General features: G+C 45.2%; 15 protein-coding genes. 12 read left to right on the forward strand and 3 right to left on the reverse strand.

Translation table 11 applies throughout. The features are described 5' to 3' along the window. Positions 1–21 precede the first annotated feature (21 nt). The 8 genes from recJ (at position 22) to ACHUFQ_RS07375 (ending at position 9,164) form a co-directional block, all read left to right on the forward strand. A complete protein-coding gene (gene recJ / locus ACHUFQ_RS07340) occupies positions 22–1,749 on the forward strand; it encodes a single-stranded-DNA-specific exonuclease RecJ (RefSeq protein WP_394174360.1) in 1,728 nt (575 codons plus the stop codon). A 144-nt stretch (positions 1,750–1,893) separates the two neighbouring features. Continuing rightward, a protein-coding gene (prfB, locus tag ACHUFQ_RS07345; RefSeq protein WP_394174362.1) for a peptide chain release factor 2 occupies positions 1,894–2,992 on the forward strand; the annotation gives its coding sequence in 2 pieces (ribosomal slippage) (positions 1,894–1,968 and positions 1,970–2,992; 1,098 coding nt in all). Positions 2,993–3,005: 13 nt separating this feature from the next. Next, the gene (lysS, locus tag ACHUFQ_RS07350) at positions 3,006–4,544 is read left to right on the forward strand and encodes a lysine--tRNA ligase (RefSeq protein ID WP_394174364.1); all 1,539 of its coding nucleotides are present in this window, start codon (positions 3,006–3,008) and stop codon (positions 4,542–4,544) included. A gap of 116 nt (positions 4,545–4,660) precedes the next feature. Further along, the gene (locus tag ACHUFQ_RS07355) at positions 4,661–5,350 is read left to right on the forward strand and encodes an NAD(P)H-dependent oxidoreductase (protein WP_394174366.1); all 690 of its coding nucleotides are present in this window, start codon (positions 4,661–4,663) and stop codon (positions 5,348–5,350) included. Beyond that, positions 5,347–7,251 carry a monovalent cation:proton antiporter-2 (CPA2) family protein gene (locus ACHUFQ_RS07360; RefSeq protein ID WP_394174368.1) on the forward strand — a complete coding sequence of 635 codons (1,905 nt, stop codon included), beginning with the start codon at positions 5,347–5,349 and terminating at the stop codon, positions 7,249–7,251. Before ACHUFQ_RS07355 ends, ACHUFQ_RS07360 begins: the two co-directional genes overlap by 4 nt. A 133-nt stretch (positions 7,252–7,384) precedes the next feature. Continuing rightward, positions 7,385–7,666 (forward strand): hypothetical protein, encoded by a 282-nt coding sequence (locus ACHUFQ_RS07365; RefSeq protein ID WP_394174370.1) that lies wholly within the window; start codon positions 7,385–7,387, stop codon positions 7,664–7,666. 106 nt (positions 7,667–7,772) lie between these two features. Next, the gene (gene ylqF / locus ACHUFQ_RS07370; protein WP_394174372.1) at positions 7,773–8,708 is read left to right on the forward strand and encodes a ribosome biogenesis GTPase YlqF; all 936 of its coding nucleotides are present in this window, start codon (positions 7,773–7,775) and stop codon (positions 8,706–8,708) included. A 24-nt stretch (positions 8,709–8,732) separates the two neighbouring features. Then, the gene (locus tag ACHUFQ_RS07375; RefSeq protein WP_394174373.1) at positions 8,733–9,164 is read left to right on the forward strand and encodes an HIT domain-containing protein; all 432 of its coding nucleotides are present in this window, start codon (positions 8,733–8,735) and stop codon (positions 9,162–9,164) included. Here the strand turns inward: ACHUFQ_RS07375 and ACHUFQ_RS07380 are convergent. Both ACHUFQ_RS07380 and ACHUFQ_RS07385 read right to left on the reverse strand, forming a co-directional pair. Continuing rightward, positions 9,161–10,072, reverse strand: coding sequence for a ketopantoate reductase family protein (locus tag ACHUFQ_RS07380; protein ID WP_394174375.1), 912 nt, complete (start codon positions 10,070–10,072; stop codon positions 9,161–9,163). The genes ACHUFQ_RS07375 and ACHUFQ_RS07380 overlap by 4 nt on opposite strands. After that, positions 10,072–10,467: a VanZ family protein gene (locus ACHUFQ_RS07385; RefSeq protein WP_394174377.1), complete on the reverse strand. Its 396-nt coding sequence runs from the start codon at positions 10,465–10,467 to the stop codon at positions 10,072–10,074. The genes ACHUFQ_RS07380 and ACHUFQ_RS07385 overlap by 1 nt, the downstream gene beginning before the upstream one ends. Positions 10,468–10,654: 187 nt before the next feature. On the opposite strand from ACHUFQ_RS07385, the gene ACHUFQ_RS07390 reads away from it, so the two are divergent. Then, entirely contained in the window at positions 10,655–11,137 is a 483-nt protein-coding gene (locus ACHUFQ_RS07390; protein ID WP_394174379.1) for a YajQ family cyclic di-GMP-binding protein, read from the forward strand. 201 nt (positions 11,138–11,338) lie between these two features. Beyond that, on the forward strand, positions 11,339–12,685 hold the full coding sequence (locus tag ACHUFQ_RS07395; protein WP_394174381.1) for a sodium-dependent transporter: 1,347 nt from the start codon (positions 11,339–11,341) through the stop codon (positions 12,683–12,685). A gap of 269 nt (positions 12,686–12,954) precedes the next feature. On the opposite strand, the gene ACHUFQ_RS07400 is transcribed toward ACHUFQ_RS07395, so the two are convergent. Continuing rightward, positions 12,955–13,608: a pseudouridine synthase gene (locus ACHUFQ_RS07400; RefSeq protein ID WP_394174382.1), complete on the reverse strand. Its 654-nt coding sequence runs from the start codon at positions 13,606–13,608 to the stop codon at positions 12,955–12,957. 263 nt (positions 13,609–13,871) lie between these two features. Here ACHUFQ_RS07400 and gshA point away from each other — a divergent pair, with 263 nt between their 5' ends. After that, positions 13,872–15,443 carry a glutamate--cysteine ligase gene (gene gshA / locus ACHUFQ_RS07405; RefSeq protein ID WP_394174384.1) on the forward strand — a complete coding sequence of 524 codons (1,572 nt, stop codon included), beginning with the start codon at positions 13,872–13,874 and terminating at the stop codon, positions 15,441–15,443. Positions 15,444–15,477: 34 nt separating this feature from the next. After that, on the forward strand, positions 15,478–15,813 hold the full coding sequence (locus ACHUFQ_RS07410; protein WP_394174386.1) for a tRNA-binding protein: 336 nt from the start codon (positions 15,478–15,480) through the stop codon (positions 15,811–15,813). The last annotated feature ends 79 nt before the right edge of the window (positions 15,814–15,892 follow it).

Genomic DNA, 15,892 nt, shown 5'->3' on the forward strand with positions numbered 1-15,892 from the left:
TGTTTAAATCACGTCTAAGCCATGCCAAAAACGATTCGTCGTCGCCCAGAACCCGTCAATGCTGATTTCAGTTTTCCTCTCGACCCATTAGTTAAATCCCTCTATCTAAGCCGTGGTGTGCAAAGCGAGCAAGAGCTGGATATGGACTTAAAGACCTTACACAGCCCTGCCTTAATGAAAGATCTATTCAGAGCGGCAGAGATTCTGTTTAAGGCCATTGATACCGGCAAACGCATTGTTGTCGTTGGGGATTTTGATGCCGATGGTGCAACCAGTACTGCAGTGATGATGGAGGGCATGGCACTGCTTGGCAGTCAAAACCATGATTACCTGGTGCCAAATCGCTTTGAATATGGCTATGGATTAACGCCAGAAATTGCAGAGCTCGCGCTGGCGAAAGGAGCGCAATTGGTAATTACGGTGGACAACGGCATCAGTTGCTTGCAAGGGGTCGCGGCGGCGAAAGCCGGAGGCGCGCAAGTTATTGTTACCGACCACCATTTGCCCGGTGAATCCTTACCCGATGCCGATGCCATCGTTAACCCCAATCAACTCGATTGCAAATTCCCCAGTAAATCGATAGCCGGTGTTGGCGTCGCGTTTTATTTGTTGTTGGCCTTACGCAAAGTGATGCGCGAAGCAAACTGGTTAAAACAACAGGGGTTGGGTGAACCTAATTTGGCGCAACTTTTAGATCTCGTTGCTCTGGGAACCGTGGCCGATGTCGTGAGCTTAGATCACAACAACCGGATTCTGGTGTCTCAGGGGATCAAACGCATTCGTTCAGGTTACACCCGCCCGGGTATCCAGGCACTGTTTGAAGTTGCCAAAAAAGACCCGCAACGCATTCAGGCCAGTGACTTTGGTTTTGCCTTGGGGCCACGTTTAAATGCTGCTGGACGACTCGATGATATGGCCCTCGGTATTCAGTGTTTACTGGCACGAGATGTCAATCAGGCACGGGTTATTGCCATGGAGCTTGATCATTTAAATAAAGCCAGACGTGAAATTGAACAGGGAATGCAACAAGAAGCGGAACGGGTATTAACAAAACTGGATTTCAGTGGTGCATCACTGCCTTCTGGCATAGCTTTGTATCGGGATGACTGGCATCAAGGCGTGATTGGCATTGTGGCAGGCCGTATTAAAGAAAAATATCATCGACCGACGGTGGTATTTGCGGGTGGCAATGATGGCGAAATTAAAGGTTCGGCACGTTCAATTCCAGGTTTGCATATTCGTGATTTGCTTGAACATATAGATTCTCAACACCCGGGGTTAATCGTGAAATTCGGCGGGCATGCAATGGCAGCCGGTTTATCGATAGGCGAAGCTGATTTTAGTAAATTTCAGCGTTTATTTGATCAGTTGGCTCATTCCTGGCTAACACAGGAAATGTTGGAAAACTGTGTGCTTTCCGATGGTCCGTTAACGTTATCACAAATGAATGAACAGCAATGTGTGCAGATTGAACAAGCTGGGCCCTGGGGGCAAAACTTTCCAGAGCCGGTGTTTGATAACACCTTTGAGTTGGTGCAACAACGCTTACTTTCCGGCAAACACCTGAAAATGGTGGTGCGGTGTGAGGATCAGGTATTCGATGCCATCGCGTTCAATATTGATCCTGAAATTTGGCCGGATGATAACATTCGGTTTGTCCACATGGCGTATAAACTTGATATCAACGAGTTTCGTGGGAAACGCAATCTGCAACTCATGGTCGAACATTTAGAGCCGGGTTCTGGTTAACGGGTATTGGCGCGTATCCAGAGGTTAAATTTTCTGCTATTTTTTAAGGATTAACCCGCCTTAGCGGTATATTCCGATCTTGTGATGCGCTACAATGCCCGACTATTTTGCTAGATACCGATTATGAGAAATTTTTAATTAGCAATGTTTGAAACCAATCCGATATTAAACAAATTAAAAGATATCCGCGAACGCACCGATTTGCTTCGGGGGTACCTTTGACTACGATCACAAATCTGAACGCCTGGTCGAAGTAAATCGCGAACTTGAACTGCCTGATGTCTGGAACGAACCCGAGCGGGCGCAAGCGCTGGGCAAAGAACGCTCATCCTTAGAGCTCGTGGTAAAAACCATCAATGATATGGTTACCGGTTGCGAAGATGTCGAAGGCCTTGTCGAGCTGGCGGTTGAAGAAGACGATGAAGAAACCTTCAATGATGCCGAAGCTGAAGTGGTTGAGCTGGAAGCCCAGTTAGCCAAACTTGAATTTCGCCGTATGTTTTCCGGTCCGCAAGATGGCAACGATTGTTATCTGGATATTCAGGCCGGCTCCGGTGGTACCGAAGCTCAGGATTGGGCGAGTATGTTGATGCGGATGTACTTGCGTTGGGGCGAAGCCCACGGATTTAAAGCGGACGTTATCGAAGAGACCGATGGCGACGTTGCCGGAATCAAGGGTTGTACCCTGAAATTTAGCGGTGAATATGCCTATGGTTGGTTGCGCACGGAAACGGGTGTCCATCGACTGGTTCGTAAATCACCGTTTGATTCCAACGCCCGTCGCCACACCTCGTTTGCGTCGGCATTTATTTATCCGGAAATTGACGATAGCATTGAAATCGATATCAATCCTGCCGACCTACGCATTGATACTTTCCGCGCATCGGGAGCCGGTGGTCAGCACGTCAACAAAACCGATTCTGCGATTCGAATTACACACGAACCAACCGGGACCGTGGTTCAGTGTCAAAGTGATCGTTCTCAACATAAAAACAAAGCTCAGGCGATGAAATTGTTGAAAGCGAAATTGTACGAGTTGGAAATTCAAAAACAAAACGAAGATAAACAGGTTCTGGAAGAAGGGAAATCGGACATTGGCTGGGGCAGCCAGATTCGTTCCTATGTACTGGACGATAGTCGGATTAAAGATTTACGCACCGGGGTAGAAAGCCGTAACACACAAGCGGTACTCGACGGTGGATTAGACCAATTTATTGAAGCCAGCCTGAAGTCTGGCCTGTAACTGAGATGTGACAATGACTGAAATTGCCAAAGACGAAAACAAATTGATTGCCGAGCGTCGCGCCAAATTGACGGCGATTCGCGATAACTGTCCTGCCAACGGACACCCCAATGACTTCGACCGTGAGCATTATGCGGCGGATATTCAGGCGGCCCATGGTGATATGGATAAGGAAGCCCTGGAGCAAGCGGAACTGGAATATGCGGTAGCTGGCCGAATTATGGCCAAACGAGGCCCGTTCCTGGTCTTGCAGGATATGTCAGGTCGTATTCAGGCCTATGCTGACAAAACCGTACAAAAAGATATAAAACAACGCTGGGGTATGTTGGATATCGGCGATATCGTTGGTGTTAAAGGAAAGTTGCATAAATCTGGGAAAGGCGATTTATACGTCAATATGGAAGAGTACGCGCTATTGACCAAGTCATTGCGTCCACTACCTGAAAAATTCCACGGTTTGTCGGATCAGGAAACTAAGTACCGTCAGCGTTATGTCGATCTGATCATCAATCAGGAAACCCGGGACACGTTTCAGGTTCGTTCAAAAATCGTCAATGGCATTCGTAAGTTTTTAACCGAGCGCAACTATATGGAAGTGGAAACGCCAATGCTGCAGACCATTCCAGGTGGTGCAACGGCGAAACCTTTTGAAACATTCCATAACGCCCTGGATATTGAAATGTTTTTACGTATTGCTCCAGAGCTTTACTTGAAGCGTTTGGTCGTCGGTGGTTTTGAACGCGTATTCGAAATCAACCGTAACTTCCGTAATGAAGGTTTATCGACCCGTCACAATCCGGAATTTACCATGATTGAATTCTATCAGGCGTATGCTACCTATGAAGATTTGATGAATCTGACTGAAGAAATGTTGCGCACCCTGGCCGAAGATGTGATGGGTACCACGGTTATTCGCAATACCGTAAAAAATGCAGAAGGTGAGGTGGTTGAAGAGAAGTTCTATGACTTTGGTAAGCCATTTGTTCGTTTGTCGATGATGGATGCTATCCTGACCCATGCGCCACATTTAGATGCTGACGTTATTCGTGACCCAGAAGGACGTTTTGACGATCTAAAAGCGATTGCTCGCCAAGTCGGCGTTAAAGAGCCCGCTGGTGAAAACGTCTGGGGTGCAGGTAAATATTTGTGCGAAATCTTTGAAGAAGTGGCAGAGCACAAATTAGATCAGCCTACCTTTATCACCGAGTACCCGTGGGAAGTTTCGCCACTTGCTCGTCGTAATGATGATAATGCGTTTATAACGGATCGTTTTGAATTCTTTGTCGGTGGTCGTGAACTGGCCAATGGCTTCTCTGAGCTTAACGATGCCGAAGATCAGGCCGCGCGCTTTAGAAAACAGGTCGAAGAGAAAGATGCTGGTGACGACGAAGCCATGCATTTTGATGAAGACTACATTACCGCATTAGAATATGGTCTGCCGCCAACCGCCGGTGAAGGTATTGGTATCGACCGTTTGGTGATGTTGTTTACGGACTCGCCGAGCATAAAAGATGTCATTCTGTTCCCGCATATGCGACCACTGGCGGAATAATCAGTTGTTTGAATAAAGATAAACGGGGACCGATAGGTTCCCGTTTTTTTATGCTTAAAGAAAATCCGGTCTATTCTTAGTAGATTCAACGGTTATTCGAACATTGTTTTACTAAGATGCGCCAAAACAAGATCCTTGTGCTTTTTGCTCACCCATCTCAACATCGCTCAGAAGCCAACGCGCCGATATTTGAAGCGGCCCATGAAATGGATTTTGTCACGACCGTAGATTTATACGCTGAATACCCCCGCCTAAACATTGATATTGATAAAGAGCAACAACGCTTAACATCCCATGACGTTGTGATTTTTCAATTTCCCATCTATTGGTATTCCACCCCCGCGATTTTAAAAGAATGGCAGGATCTCGTGCTTGAATATGGTTTTGCTTACGGGCAAGAAGGCAACGCCTTGCAAGGTAAGTGGTTTTTGTGTGCCGTTACCGCCGGGGGAAGTTTTGATGCCTATCGTCAAGGTGGGCACAACAATTTTACGGTTAAAGAACTCTTTCGCCCCCTTGAACAAACCGCCAATATGACTGGTATGTGTTATTTGCCGCCTCTTGTATTATTTGGCAGTCGCACCGCAGCGGATGACAATCGGCTGCAACAGCACATAAGTAAATGGTCTTTGGCGTTGCAACAACTGCATGATGGCGAGGTGGATGTTGACCAGGCAAATCATTTTCCTACGCTAAATGATTACTTGCTTGAGAGCGCGCTGGGTGCCCGAGAAGACAACAAGCTTGTTGCAGGTGAAGACAATCGCGATCTGCAAGGTGATCGGGATTTGGGGGACCAACCGTGACAGTGTATTTTATTCAGGCTTTCATTTATTTGATAGCAGCCGTGATTGCCGTGCCACTAGCCAAAAAGTTAGGTCTGGGTTCTGTGTTAGGTTATCTGATTGCCGGTGTGATTATCGGCCCTGTAACGGGCTTAGTCGGTGACGAAACCGTAACGATTCAGCACTTTGCTGAATTTGGTGTGGTGATGATGTTATTTTTGGTGGGGCTTGAGCTTGAGCCAAAAATGCTTTGGCAAATGCGCCACCGGTTACTGGGTCTTGGTGGTCTGCAGGTTGTATTAACGAGTGCACTAATTACGCTGATCGCCATGGTCTTTATTCAACCCTGGCAAACGGCATTGGTTGTCGGCCTGATCTTTTCACTATCCTCCACAGCGATTGTATTACAAACCTTTTCTGAGAAAGGACTAACGAAAACTCAGGGCGGACAAAATGCGTTTTCGGTATTGCTGATGCAGGATATCGCCGTGATCCCGATGCTGGCATTTATTCCGATGTTAGCCGTTGGCGATATCGCTTCAGCCGCGGCTTCGATGCAGTCGGCAACCGAGCATCATCAGGAATTAAGTCTCGTCGCCGGATTGCCAAACTGGGGTTATGCGCTGGCAATTCTTGGTAGTATCCTTGGCGTGATTGTAACGGGACATTACCTCTGTCGTCCGCTATTTCATTATGTCGCCAGCTCTCATTTGCGGGAAATTTTTGTGGCCACAGCATTAGTGTTGGTGGTTGGGATTGCTGCCTTAATGTCGTTGGTTGGCCTGTCGCCGGCTTTAGGAACCTTTTTGGCGGGTGTGGTGTTGGCCAATAGTGAATTTAAGCATGAGCTGGAATCGAATATCGAACCTTTCAAAGGCTTGCTTCTCGGCTTGTTTTTTATCACGGTTGGGGCTGGGATCAACTTTGGCATTTTTACTGAAAATATCGGTATGATTGTCGGTTTGACCCTAGTCGTGATGCTATCGAAGGCTGGTGTATTGTGGCTGTTGGCGATGATTTTCAAAATAAAGGATAGTGATCGCTGGCTTTTTGCTCTGAGTCTTGCCCAAGCCGGTGAATTTGGATTTGTGCTGCTTAGTTTTAGTGTCACACAGCACGTTATTTCCACCGAACTGGCGGCAATTTTACAACTCATCGTAGCATTATCCATGTTTTTGACTCCAGTGTTGTTTATCGTCTTTGATAAAGTCATCTTGCCTCGTTACCAGCAAACTAAAAATCAACAAAAATTTGATGAAATCGATGATTACGGAACCGTGCTCATTGCCGGGGCTGGACGGTTTGGCCAAATCGTCAATCGTTTACTGGTGGCCAATGGCATTAAAACCATATTGTTGGACCATGAAGCCGGACAAATTGAAAATATGCGCAAGATCGAGATGAAAAGTTATTTTGGCGATGCGACTAGACCGGAGCTGCTACATACCGCTGGGATAGATGATGCAATGATGTTTGTCGTTGCTATTGATAACAAGGAAGGAGCGGTGGCTTTAACGCGACATATAAAAAAATCCCACCCCCACCTTAACGTTCTGGCGCGCTCATTTGATAAAGGCCATAGCTACGCATTACGTCAGGCGGGCGCCGACTTTACCATTAATGAAACATATCACTCGGCTTTGGAATTAGGCGCCGAGGCGATGCGCACAGCAGGCTTACATCCGTTTTTCGTTGAGCATAAAAAAGCTATATTTGAACAGGTTGAACAGGATGCTTCTGATGCCTTGTATGAGAAGTGGCAAAAAAGCACTCAAGAGCAATACGGTACGGACTATCAACAATTGTTTATTCGCCTGGAACAAGCAATAAAGACCGCAATGGGACGAGATCGATTGGATAAACACAGCGCGACGGAAAGGGGGTGGACGCCGCCCCCGAAAGGTTATACCAAAAAACTTTAAGCGCCGGGTTGGGTCATATCAGGATAGCTACCTGTCAACCGGTGCGCAATGTCGGCAAAATGTATCTGATATATACTTAACGGCGTCTTTCGCATCTTGATGGTGTGATGTGTAATTGCGGAGTGGAAATTGTATGGAATTAATCCCGTTAATCATTCAATTAATCAGTGGTGCCATTGGCGGTAATCTGGCAGGTACTATTTTTCAAAACGTTTCCCTGGGGACGTTAGGTAATTCAATTCTGGGAATACTTGGCGGCGGATTAGGGGGGCAATTGCTTTCTATGTTGGGGATCTCTCTGGTTGGCGACAGCGGCATGGATCTCTCTGGTGTCATCGGCAGTGTCGCTGGTGGCGCCGTCGGTGGTGGCGTACTGATGACCGTCGTTGGATTCCTTCGCTCATTATTTAGGTAGTCTGTTTCCAACCTTGATAATGTACTAACGCTGCCCAGCGTCGTTAGTTTTGGGCTTTTTTGGTAAATATCTGTTAATATGGCGCTTTTCTTCTAGACCCAAATTTATGGCAATAAACTGGTTCCCCGGGCACATGCATAAGGCCCAAAAAGAGATCAAGGAAATCATCCATCAAATCGATGTGGTGATTGAAGTTTGTGACGCGCGTTTACCATTTAGCAGCGAAAACCCGATGATCACCAGCATACGCGGTGAAAAACCTCTGATCAAAATCCTTAACAAAGCCGACCTGGCGGATCCTGAGTTAACTCAGGTTTGGCTTGATTACTTCCAGTCTCAACACAATGTTAAAGCTCTGGCGTTGACCACTGAAGAGCCGTCCGGCGCCAAGCAGATTGCTACCCTTATTCGCAAGCTTGTGCCAAACAAAGATGAAACCGGTAAGCAAATCAATGCCATGATCATGGGCATTCCCAATGTCGGTAAATCCACTTTGTTAAATACGTTGGTTGGCAAAGCGAAAGCCAAAGTTGGCAATGAGCCAGCAGTCACTAAGGCCCAGCAAAGAATTCGTCTGGATGATGGCATTTACTTGTATGACACCCCCGGCATGTTATGGCCGAAAATCGCAAATGAGAACAGTGGCTATCGTCTGGCGGTATCCGGGGCAGTAAAAGATACTGCCTTTGATCACGATGAAATTGCCTGTTTTGCTGCTGAATATTTATTACAGGCTTACCCGGGTCGTTTAATCGAGCGCTATAACATCGACCCCTTGCCAGAACAGGAAGTTGAGTTTCTCGAAGAGATGGGGCGCAAGCGAGGCTGTGTTCGTGCTGGTGGTCATGTGGACTTTCACAAAGCATCGCAAATTTTAGTGAATGAGATCCGTGATAAAACCTTGGGACCTGTGACCTTTGAAACGCCGCAAATGGTGGAAAAAGAAGAACGTTATTTTACCCAGCTACAGCAACAGCGGGAAGAAGAGCGAGAAGCCCGCAAAAAGGCACGTGGCCGCGGTAGAAAAAATAAACGCAAATAAACCAGAACAGGAATTGGAATGACTATGAGTGACAATCAACAATTTACCTTACACCCGGATTTGCAGCGGGACTGTGTCGTTATCGCCTCTCTACCTTTGTGTGAGCTATTGCTTTGTAACGATAGTCAGTATCCTTGGTTTATTATGGTGCCAAGACGCGAAGAAATAAGTGATTTACATCAGCTCGACTGGCAGGACTTACAGCAATTCATCAATGAATCAAGTATGGTTAGTGAGTTGTTAATGCAAGAGTTTAACGGCGATAAAATGAATGTCGCGGCGTTAGGAAACGTGACCCCGCAATTGCACGTCCATCATATTGTGCGTTTTAAAAAGGATCCCGTTTGGCCCAAGCCTATTTGGGGACAGTTACCCTTAAAACCCTATCAAGCGGGGGAGATTGACAAAATCAAGGCTTCGCTAACGCCCAAGTTGACAGCAATATTGGCAAACTAGGGCGGTGTTGTTTGCTGCTCTAACGATTTGATTTGCGTTACACATCGCTGATTCTCCGGCGCAAGGGTATTCGATGCCGTTGCGCACTTTACAAGATACCCATTAATATAATCCACCTCACTTGCACGACCCGCAAGAATGTCTTCGCGCATGGAAGAGCTATTCATCCCCGTTTGTTCGATAACCTGAAATACGATCTGCGTTAGGTTGTCGTTATCCAATGCAATATTTGCAAATCTGGCTTGGGTTACCACTTCATCAATTAACCTGGCGATCACCGCCTGATATTGAGGCGCGGCTAATTGACCATTTAATACGTTGTGAATAGCCGTCAGTGGATTGATCACACTGTTTATCGCCAGTTTCGTCCATTGCATGGTTCGAATTTCCTCAAACCAGGTACAATTATCAAGCTGATCGATCAGCAATTGCACGGCGCTATTTTTCGATGTTAAGTTTTGATAATTTCCCAATTGCCACTGGCCTTGCCCCGTATGTTGCACGTGCTCTGGACTTAGGCGACGTGCCCCCTGAGTACTGAGCATGAGTCCAATGGCTTGATTCGGCGTTAAGTTGTCACGAATTTGTTGTAATACGCCCATGCCATTGTGGAGTAAAATCAAAGGGCAGTTTGCTTTTAAATAGGGGCTGATATAGCGAATCGCCTGCGCCATTTGGTAGGCTTTTAACGCACAAACAATTAAGTCCGCATCACCGATTTGCTCGACCCGGATATAGCTCAATGGTATTTGTTCGTTATCACCAGTTAAGCGAGTAAATCTGTAGTGTTTTGTCAACTTACGAGTATCTGCGTCAGGCTTTGGTAAAACCCAGACGGAATGTTGCGATCGTAATTTTTGATGTAATAGACAACCCATTGCCCCTGCGCCAATGACAACAATCTTCATTATTGGCTATCCTCCTTGGCCGCCATCAACTTTGTTAAAACCTTGTTTGTGTTCAATTGGCCCAATTTTACAAACAGGAAGTAGAGCATAGTGAACACCAGACAGCCGGTTACGTCGGCATAAAAATCACCCCACTGCGCGGCACGGAAGCCTAACAGCCACTGACCGATTTCAGTTAAAGCGGCGTAACAGATAAGGCCAGGCAAAAGCACCCGTTGTGGGATTCGGCAAAGGGCATAAAGCGCACCGTTCAATAGAAAAAACACCAGGAAGTGAGCTGCTTTGTCGAGCAAATGGGTACGATGGAGTTCGGATACGCCATCAAACCAAAAAAGGTAGGATATTGCGCAGGCAAGGACGAAAGCGACGGTGGCAAAAACGGCTGAAAATGACAATGGATTAACCTATATATTGGTATCGTTTTGGCGTCGAACATTTTTCGTTCGATTTCGTTACTAAGTAAGACGGAATGCTTCTAAAATCCTAACATATCAGGGCTAAAAAAGAGAATTAATTGCATTGCCAACAGGCTGTTTGATAGTCTTAGCCCATTGTAATTGTTAATGGTAAAGAGGGTTTGTTATGCCATCCATGGACATTGTTTCAGAAATTAATATTGAAGAAGTGCGGAATGCCGTTGATAACGCCAGCCGTGAGTTGAGCACGCGTTTTGACTTTCGTGGTGTTGAAGCATCCATTGAATTTGTCAAACCTACGGTGAAAATTAAGGCCGAAGGTGATTTTCAGTTGAAACAGTTGCGCGATCTATTGCGGGTGCAATTATCAAAACGCAACGTAGACGCGAAAGCGATGAGCGTTGGTGCAGAAGAGCATACCGGAAAAACGTACCAGCAAATCCTGACCTTTAAAGAAGGCATTGAACAGCCTGTCGCGAAAAAGGTGATCAAACTTATCAAGGATAGTAAGTTAAAGGTTCAGGCAAGTATCCAAGGCGAGCAAGTTCGGGTGACGGGTAAAAAACGTGATGATTTACAGGCTGTTATGCGCCTGGTTCGCGAAGCGGAGCTTGAACAGTCTTTTCAATTCAACAACTTTCGTGACTAAACATGAATAAAATATCTATGCGCATATCCATGTTAACGATATGCTCATAGATAGCATCTGACCTTTTGGTTCAGATAAACACCTGGTATTTTTACCTGCTAAAGCTTGCAATGGACGAACACCGCGTTTTATATTGCCAAGCCATATCCGCACAAGGTTGTGGGGCTAAAAATTGATTACAACAAATAAAGAAGAATAAATATGGCATCGTCACGCGGTGAATTTAGTTCACGACTCGGTTTTATTATGGCAGCGGCAGGTTCCGCTGTTGGTTTAGGCAATATTTGGGGGTTTCCAACCCAGACAGCTTCAAATGGCGGCGCCGCCTTTGTATTGGTGTATCTTGTCTTAGCGTTTTGTTTGGCCTATCCCGCATTTATGGCAGAGCTATTGATTGGTCGCTATGGCCAGGCCAATGCTGTGACGTCGTTGCAGAAAATGTCTTCCCGTCCCTGGCAAAAATACTTCGGGTTTGTGGTAGGTTTTGGTGGCATTATCTGCGCGGCACTTATTTTAAGCTTCTACGGCATTATTGCTGGATGGATGATGTCTTACGCCATCGAGAGTGCTGCCAGTATCGTTGGTCTTAACTCTGTGGCCGAATGGGTAATCGCCAATAGTCTCGAACGCAACCTGCTGTTTACCGTCGCGTTTATGGTACTAACGGTATTTATCATTCGTAAAGGGGTTGAAAACGGTATTGAGAAGTGGTCTAAGCGATTGATGCCAATGATGCTTGGTCTACTGATTTTGCTGATCATTTATGTGCTGACATTAGATGGGGCGATGGAGGGATTAAATGCTTATCTCAATCCTGATATCGAACAATTGAAAAATCCTTCTTTGATTGTTAGCGCGATGGGGCAGGCATTCTTCTCTTTATCACTGGGTACCAGTGTGATGATCATCTATGGTTCATACATTTCCAAAAAGGAAAACCTGGTGAGTCTTGGTGCACAGGTTACCTTAATTGACGTTAGCATTGCCTTTTTGGCAGGCTTACTTATTATTCCGGCGATGTATGTTGCTCAGGCGCAGGGCGTGGCGATATTCGCCGCAGACGGCAGCTTGATTTCGGGCCCGGGAATGGTGTTCGATGTCTTGCCTAAATTGTTTGAAGATATGGGGCTGGTGGGAACCTTTATTGGGTTAGCATTCTTTATTCTAATGAGCATTGCGGCACTTACATCATCGATATCAATGCTCGAAGGCCCGGTATCTTATACCGTCGAACGCCATAACGTACCTCGCTCTAAAGCTACCACAATTATCGGTTTGGTGATCTTGTGTATCAGTGTCGCCATTGTATTTAACATCGACACCGGGTTAGATTTTATCGCTACCTTATCTACCCAGTACGGACAGCCCATTATTGCAATGTTGTGCTGTATTTTTGTCGGCTGGATATGGCATCGTAGTTCCATTTTAGAAGAGCTTAAGCTAGGCAATGACACCATTGAACATTCGTTTTTCTGGAAGATCTGGCCCTGGTATACCAAGTTTGTTTGCCCGATTGGGATCGCAACCGTTTTCTTAAACTCTTTGTAATTATTTTTAACAATAGATTAGCGCTGCAGGCCTGACTGTAGCGTTAATTTCTTAACGGTTTAATTCCTGTTCAACCCTTTCACGTTATACTCGTACGCTATCAAAACCATCAAAACCATCAAAACCATCAAAACCATCAAAACCATCAAAACCATCAAAACTATCAAGACACCCATTATTAACTGACGCGATGTTGAAATGCGTTAAGAGTGTCTCTTTACTTACCCAGGAAGCTTACGTTTAAGTTGTGGAAATATGCCAGCACATTGCTAGCTTTTCGATATCAGGTGTGTAATTTCGTCTTGATAGTCGGCAAATAACTTACCATCGTCTTTTAGCGTTGCATCGGTGAATTGAAAATGTTCTTTGGCAAACTCGAATGAGATTTGCAGCGCATGCAAATAACCTCTATCGGCAGCCGCATTATCAACATGTCCTGCGTGGTAACTGGGATCGCCTAAAATCGCGGTACCTAAACTGTTCATTGCCACGCGTAATTGATGGGTTTTGCCGGTTTTAGGCATTAGCTTATACAATCTCAATCCTGGTGCTAATGAATAGGATTCAAATTGAGTGATCGCAGGGTTTTCATGAGAACGCAGCAATTTGTAAGTTCCTCGGCGAGATTTGACCATATCGCCTTTTACCCAGCCTTGTTTCTTTTTAGGCTTACCAAGTGCCAATGCGATATATATTTTACTTACTTGCTGATTGGCAAACTGATGCGATAGCTGTCGGGCAGCGTCTGCAGTTCTGGCCATGACTAATATTCCAGAAGTCATTTTATCGAGGCGGTGCACGGGGTAAAGCTCATGGTAAATGGCTTTATATCGATTAAAAAAACCTTGTCCTATGTTTTCTTCATCGTGAAAATTAATGCCTGAAGGTTTACTAACTACGATAAAATCGTCGTTTTCAAACAAGGGTGGAGCTAATGATTCGATAACCGTTCCTACAGATGCTATTTAACGTCGATTGAATTATAAGGCTAATTATCGTGTCTCCCCAATAGATACATTGGTTTATAGCTAAAATTAGGCTATTTTTGGGGTAGGAAAAATCCGTTATTCGCTTATTTTTGTATAGATAGTCGTTGTAAAATCAATATCTTCCCCCACATAATAAGCAAATTGCCGTGAAGTGGTGCAAAACTAAGTTCGCCCGTGATGCGAGTTTTGGAGCAAAATTGACTTTTTCTATCTCTGATTTTATTGCTGAATTTTCAAAACCTTCTAATTTATCGACATTGGCGGGCATTAATCGAGGCCTTGAGCGAGAGACCTTACGAATAAAAGCGGATGGCCATTTATCGGCTCAGTCCCATAATCCTGCCCTGGGCTCGGCGTTGACCAATCCTTTGATCACCACGGATTACTCAGAAAGCTTATTGGAGTTTATTACACCGGTAAGCCAATCCATTGACGAGTCAATTGCACAATTAAAAGATATTCAAAAGTTTACGCTTGCCAATATCAATGGCGATCACTTTTGGCCGATGAGTATGCCTTGTGTGGTTGAAAACGAAGATGATATTAAAATTGCGCATTATGGCACGTCCAATATCGGCAAAATGAAAACGGTTTATCGTCAGGGATTAAAAAATCGCTACGGGTCAATGATGCAGGTAATTTCCGGTATCCATTTTAACTTCAGCTTTAGCGATGCATTCCATCAAAAAACACAGGCCATATTAGGCGATGAAACGCCGCTACAGGATTTTATCTCAGACCGTTATTTCTCGCTGATTCGTAACTACAAGCGATATGGTTGGTTGATCCCTTATTTGTTTGGCAGTTCGCCAGCGTTGTGCCCAACCTTTTTGCAAGGCAGAGCCCATAACTTCGATTTTAAAAAAGCGCCCAGTGGTTGTTTATATTTAGAATATGCGACGTCGTTAAGAATGAGTGATTTAGGTTATACCAACTCAGAACAATCGACCTTAAATATTTGTTATAATGATATCGACAGTTACGTGAAAAGCGTGCAAAAAGCAATCAACTTACCGTCTGAAAAATTTGCGTCTATTGGGGTAAAAGAGCAGGGTAGTTATCAGCAGTTGAATGCAAATATATTACAAATAGAAAACGAATTGTATGCGCCAATTCGCCCCAAACGGGTGACCAAATCCGGACAAAAACCGTCCGAAGCTTTGGCCGAGGGTGGTGTTCAGTATGTTGAAGTTCGTGCGATGGATGTCAATCCTTACGTCAGTACTGGCATTAGTCGCGAGCAAATGTACTTTATGGACGTTTTACTGACATTTCTCTATTTTAAGGAATCGCCAGCGATGACGCCGGAAGAGTTTAACGTCGCGGACGATAACACCGATAAGGTCATTCTTGCCGGGCGAGATCCTAAGCTAGTGTTAGATGACCATGGGGTGAGTAAATCAATCCCACAATGGGGACAGGAAATTTTCACCGAGCTTAGAGGCGTCGCCAAGTTACTGGACCAGGCATATCAAACCGAGACATATAGTCAGGTAGTCGCGGCTGAATACCAAAAAATATTACAACCTGAACTGACACCGTCAGGTCAGATTTTAAACGACTTATTAACGAAAGGGCGTGGTATTATTGGTTGGTCGTTGCTCCATAGTGAAAAATATCAACGCGAATTGGAACAATGGCAATATCAGGTATTTGACGACGATTATCTGCGGCAATTAGCCGCTAAGTCGTTGCTTGAACAGGCACAAATTGAAGCAGCGGATACGGTCGATTTTGATCGCTTTTTGGATGATTATTTTTCACGATAATCGATTCAGGTAACACCACATTTTAAGAGGCGTTATGGAACAAATACAATGGCAGGACTTTAGCAAAGTTCAATTATGTGTCGGCACGGTCATCGCGGCTGAAGCGTTTCCGCAGGCACACAAACCAGCGTATAAACTTACCCTCGACTTTGGCGAGCATGGAACTAAAAAATCAAGTGCGCAAATTACTGAGCTTTATACCATCGAGGAATTGATTGGTAAGCAGGTGGTTGCCGTTATCAATTTTCCTGACAAACAAATCGGTCCATTTATGTCGGAGTGCCTGGTGACCGGGTTTTATAATCAACACGGCCAGGTTTGTCTTGCAGTGCCCGATGGTTCAGTGCCCAACGGTGCCAGACTGGCCTAATGTAATACCAATCACACTAAGTTTGTGCACAACTCAGAGTTAGGGCAGAGGTTCAGTTACAACATAGATTTTATTGATA

Origin of the sequence: Thalassotalea litorea (genome assembly GCF_043642205.1) — a bacterium.
Lineage (GTDB): Bacteria > Pseudomonadota > Gammaproteobacteria > Enterobacterales > Alteromonadaceae > Thalassotalea_A > Thalassotalea_A litorea.

Bases quoted from the DNA above. Each gene is read 5' to 3' on its own strand.
- recJ (WP_394174360.1), top strand. From the start codon at position 22: ATGCCAAAAACGATTCGTCGTCGCCCAGAACCCGTCAATGCTGATTTC.
- lysS (WP_394174364.1), top strand. From the start codon at position 3,006: ATGACTGAAATTGCCAAAGACGAAAACAAATTGATTGCCGAGCGTCGC.
- ACHUFQ_RS07355 (WP_394174366.1), top strand. From the start codon at position 4,661: ATGCGCCAAAACAAGATCCTTGTGCTTTTTGCTCACCCATCTCAACAT.
- ACHUFQ_RS07365 (WP_394174370.1), top strand. From the start codon at position 7,385: ATGGAATTAATCCCGTTAATCATTCAATTAATCAGTGGTGCCATTGGC.
- ylqF (WP_394174372.1), top strand. From the start codon at position 7,773: ATGGCAATAAACTGGTTCCCCGGGCACATGCATAAGGCCCAAAAAGAG.
- ACHUFQ_RS07375 (WP_394174373.1), top strand. From the start codon at position 8,733: ATGAGTGACAATCAACAATTTACCTTACACCCGGATTTGCAGCGGGAC.
- ACHUFQ_RS07380 (WP_394174375.1), bottom strand. From the start codon at position 10,072: ATGAAGATTGTTGTCATTGGCGCAGGGGCAATGGGTTGTCTATTACAT.
- ACHUFQ_RS07390 (WP_394174379.1), top strand. From the start codon at position 10,655: ATGCCATCCATGGACATTGTTTCAGAAATTAATATTGAAGAAGTGCGG.
- ACHUFQ_RS07395 (WP_394174381.1), top strand. From the start codon at position 11,339: ATGGCATCGTCACGCGGTGAATTTAGTTCACGACTCGGTTTTATTATG.
- ACHUFQ_RS07410 (WP_394174386.1), top strand. From the start codon at position 15,478: ATGGAACAAATACAATGGCAGGACTTTAGCAAAGTTCAATTATGTGTC.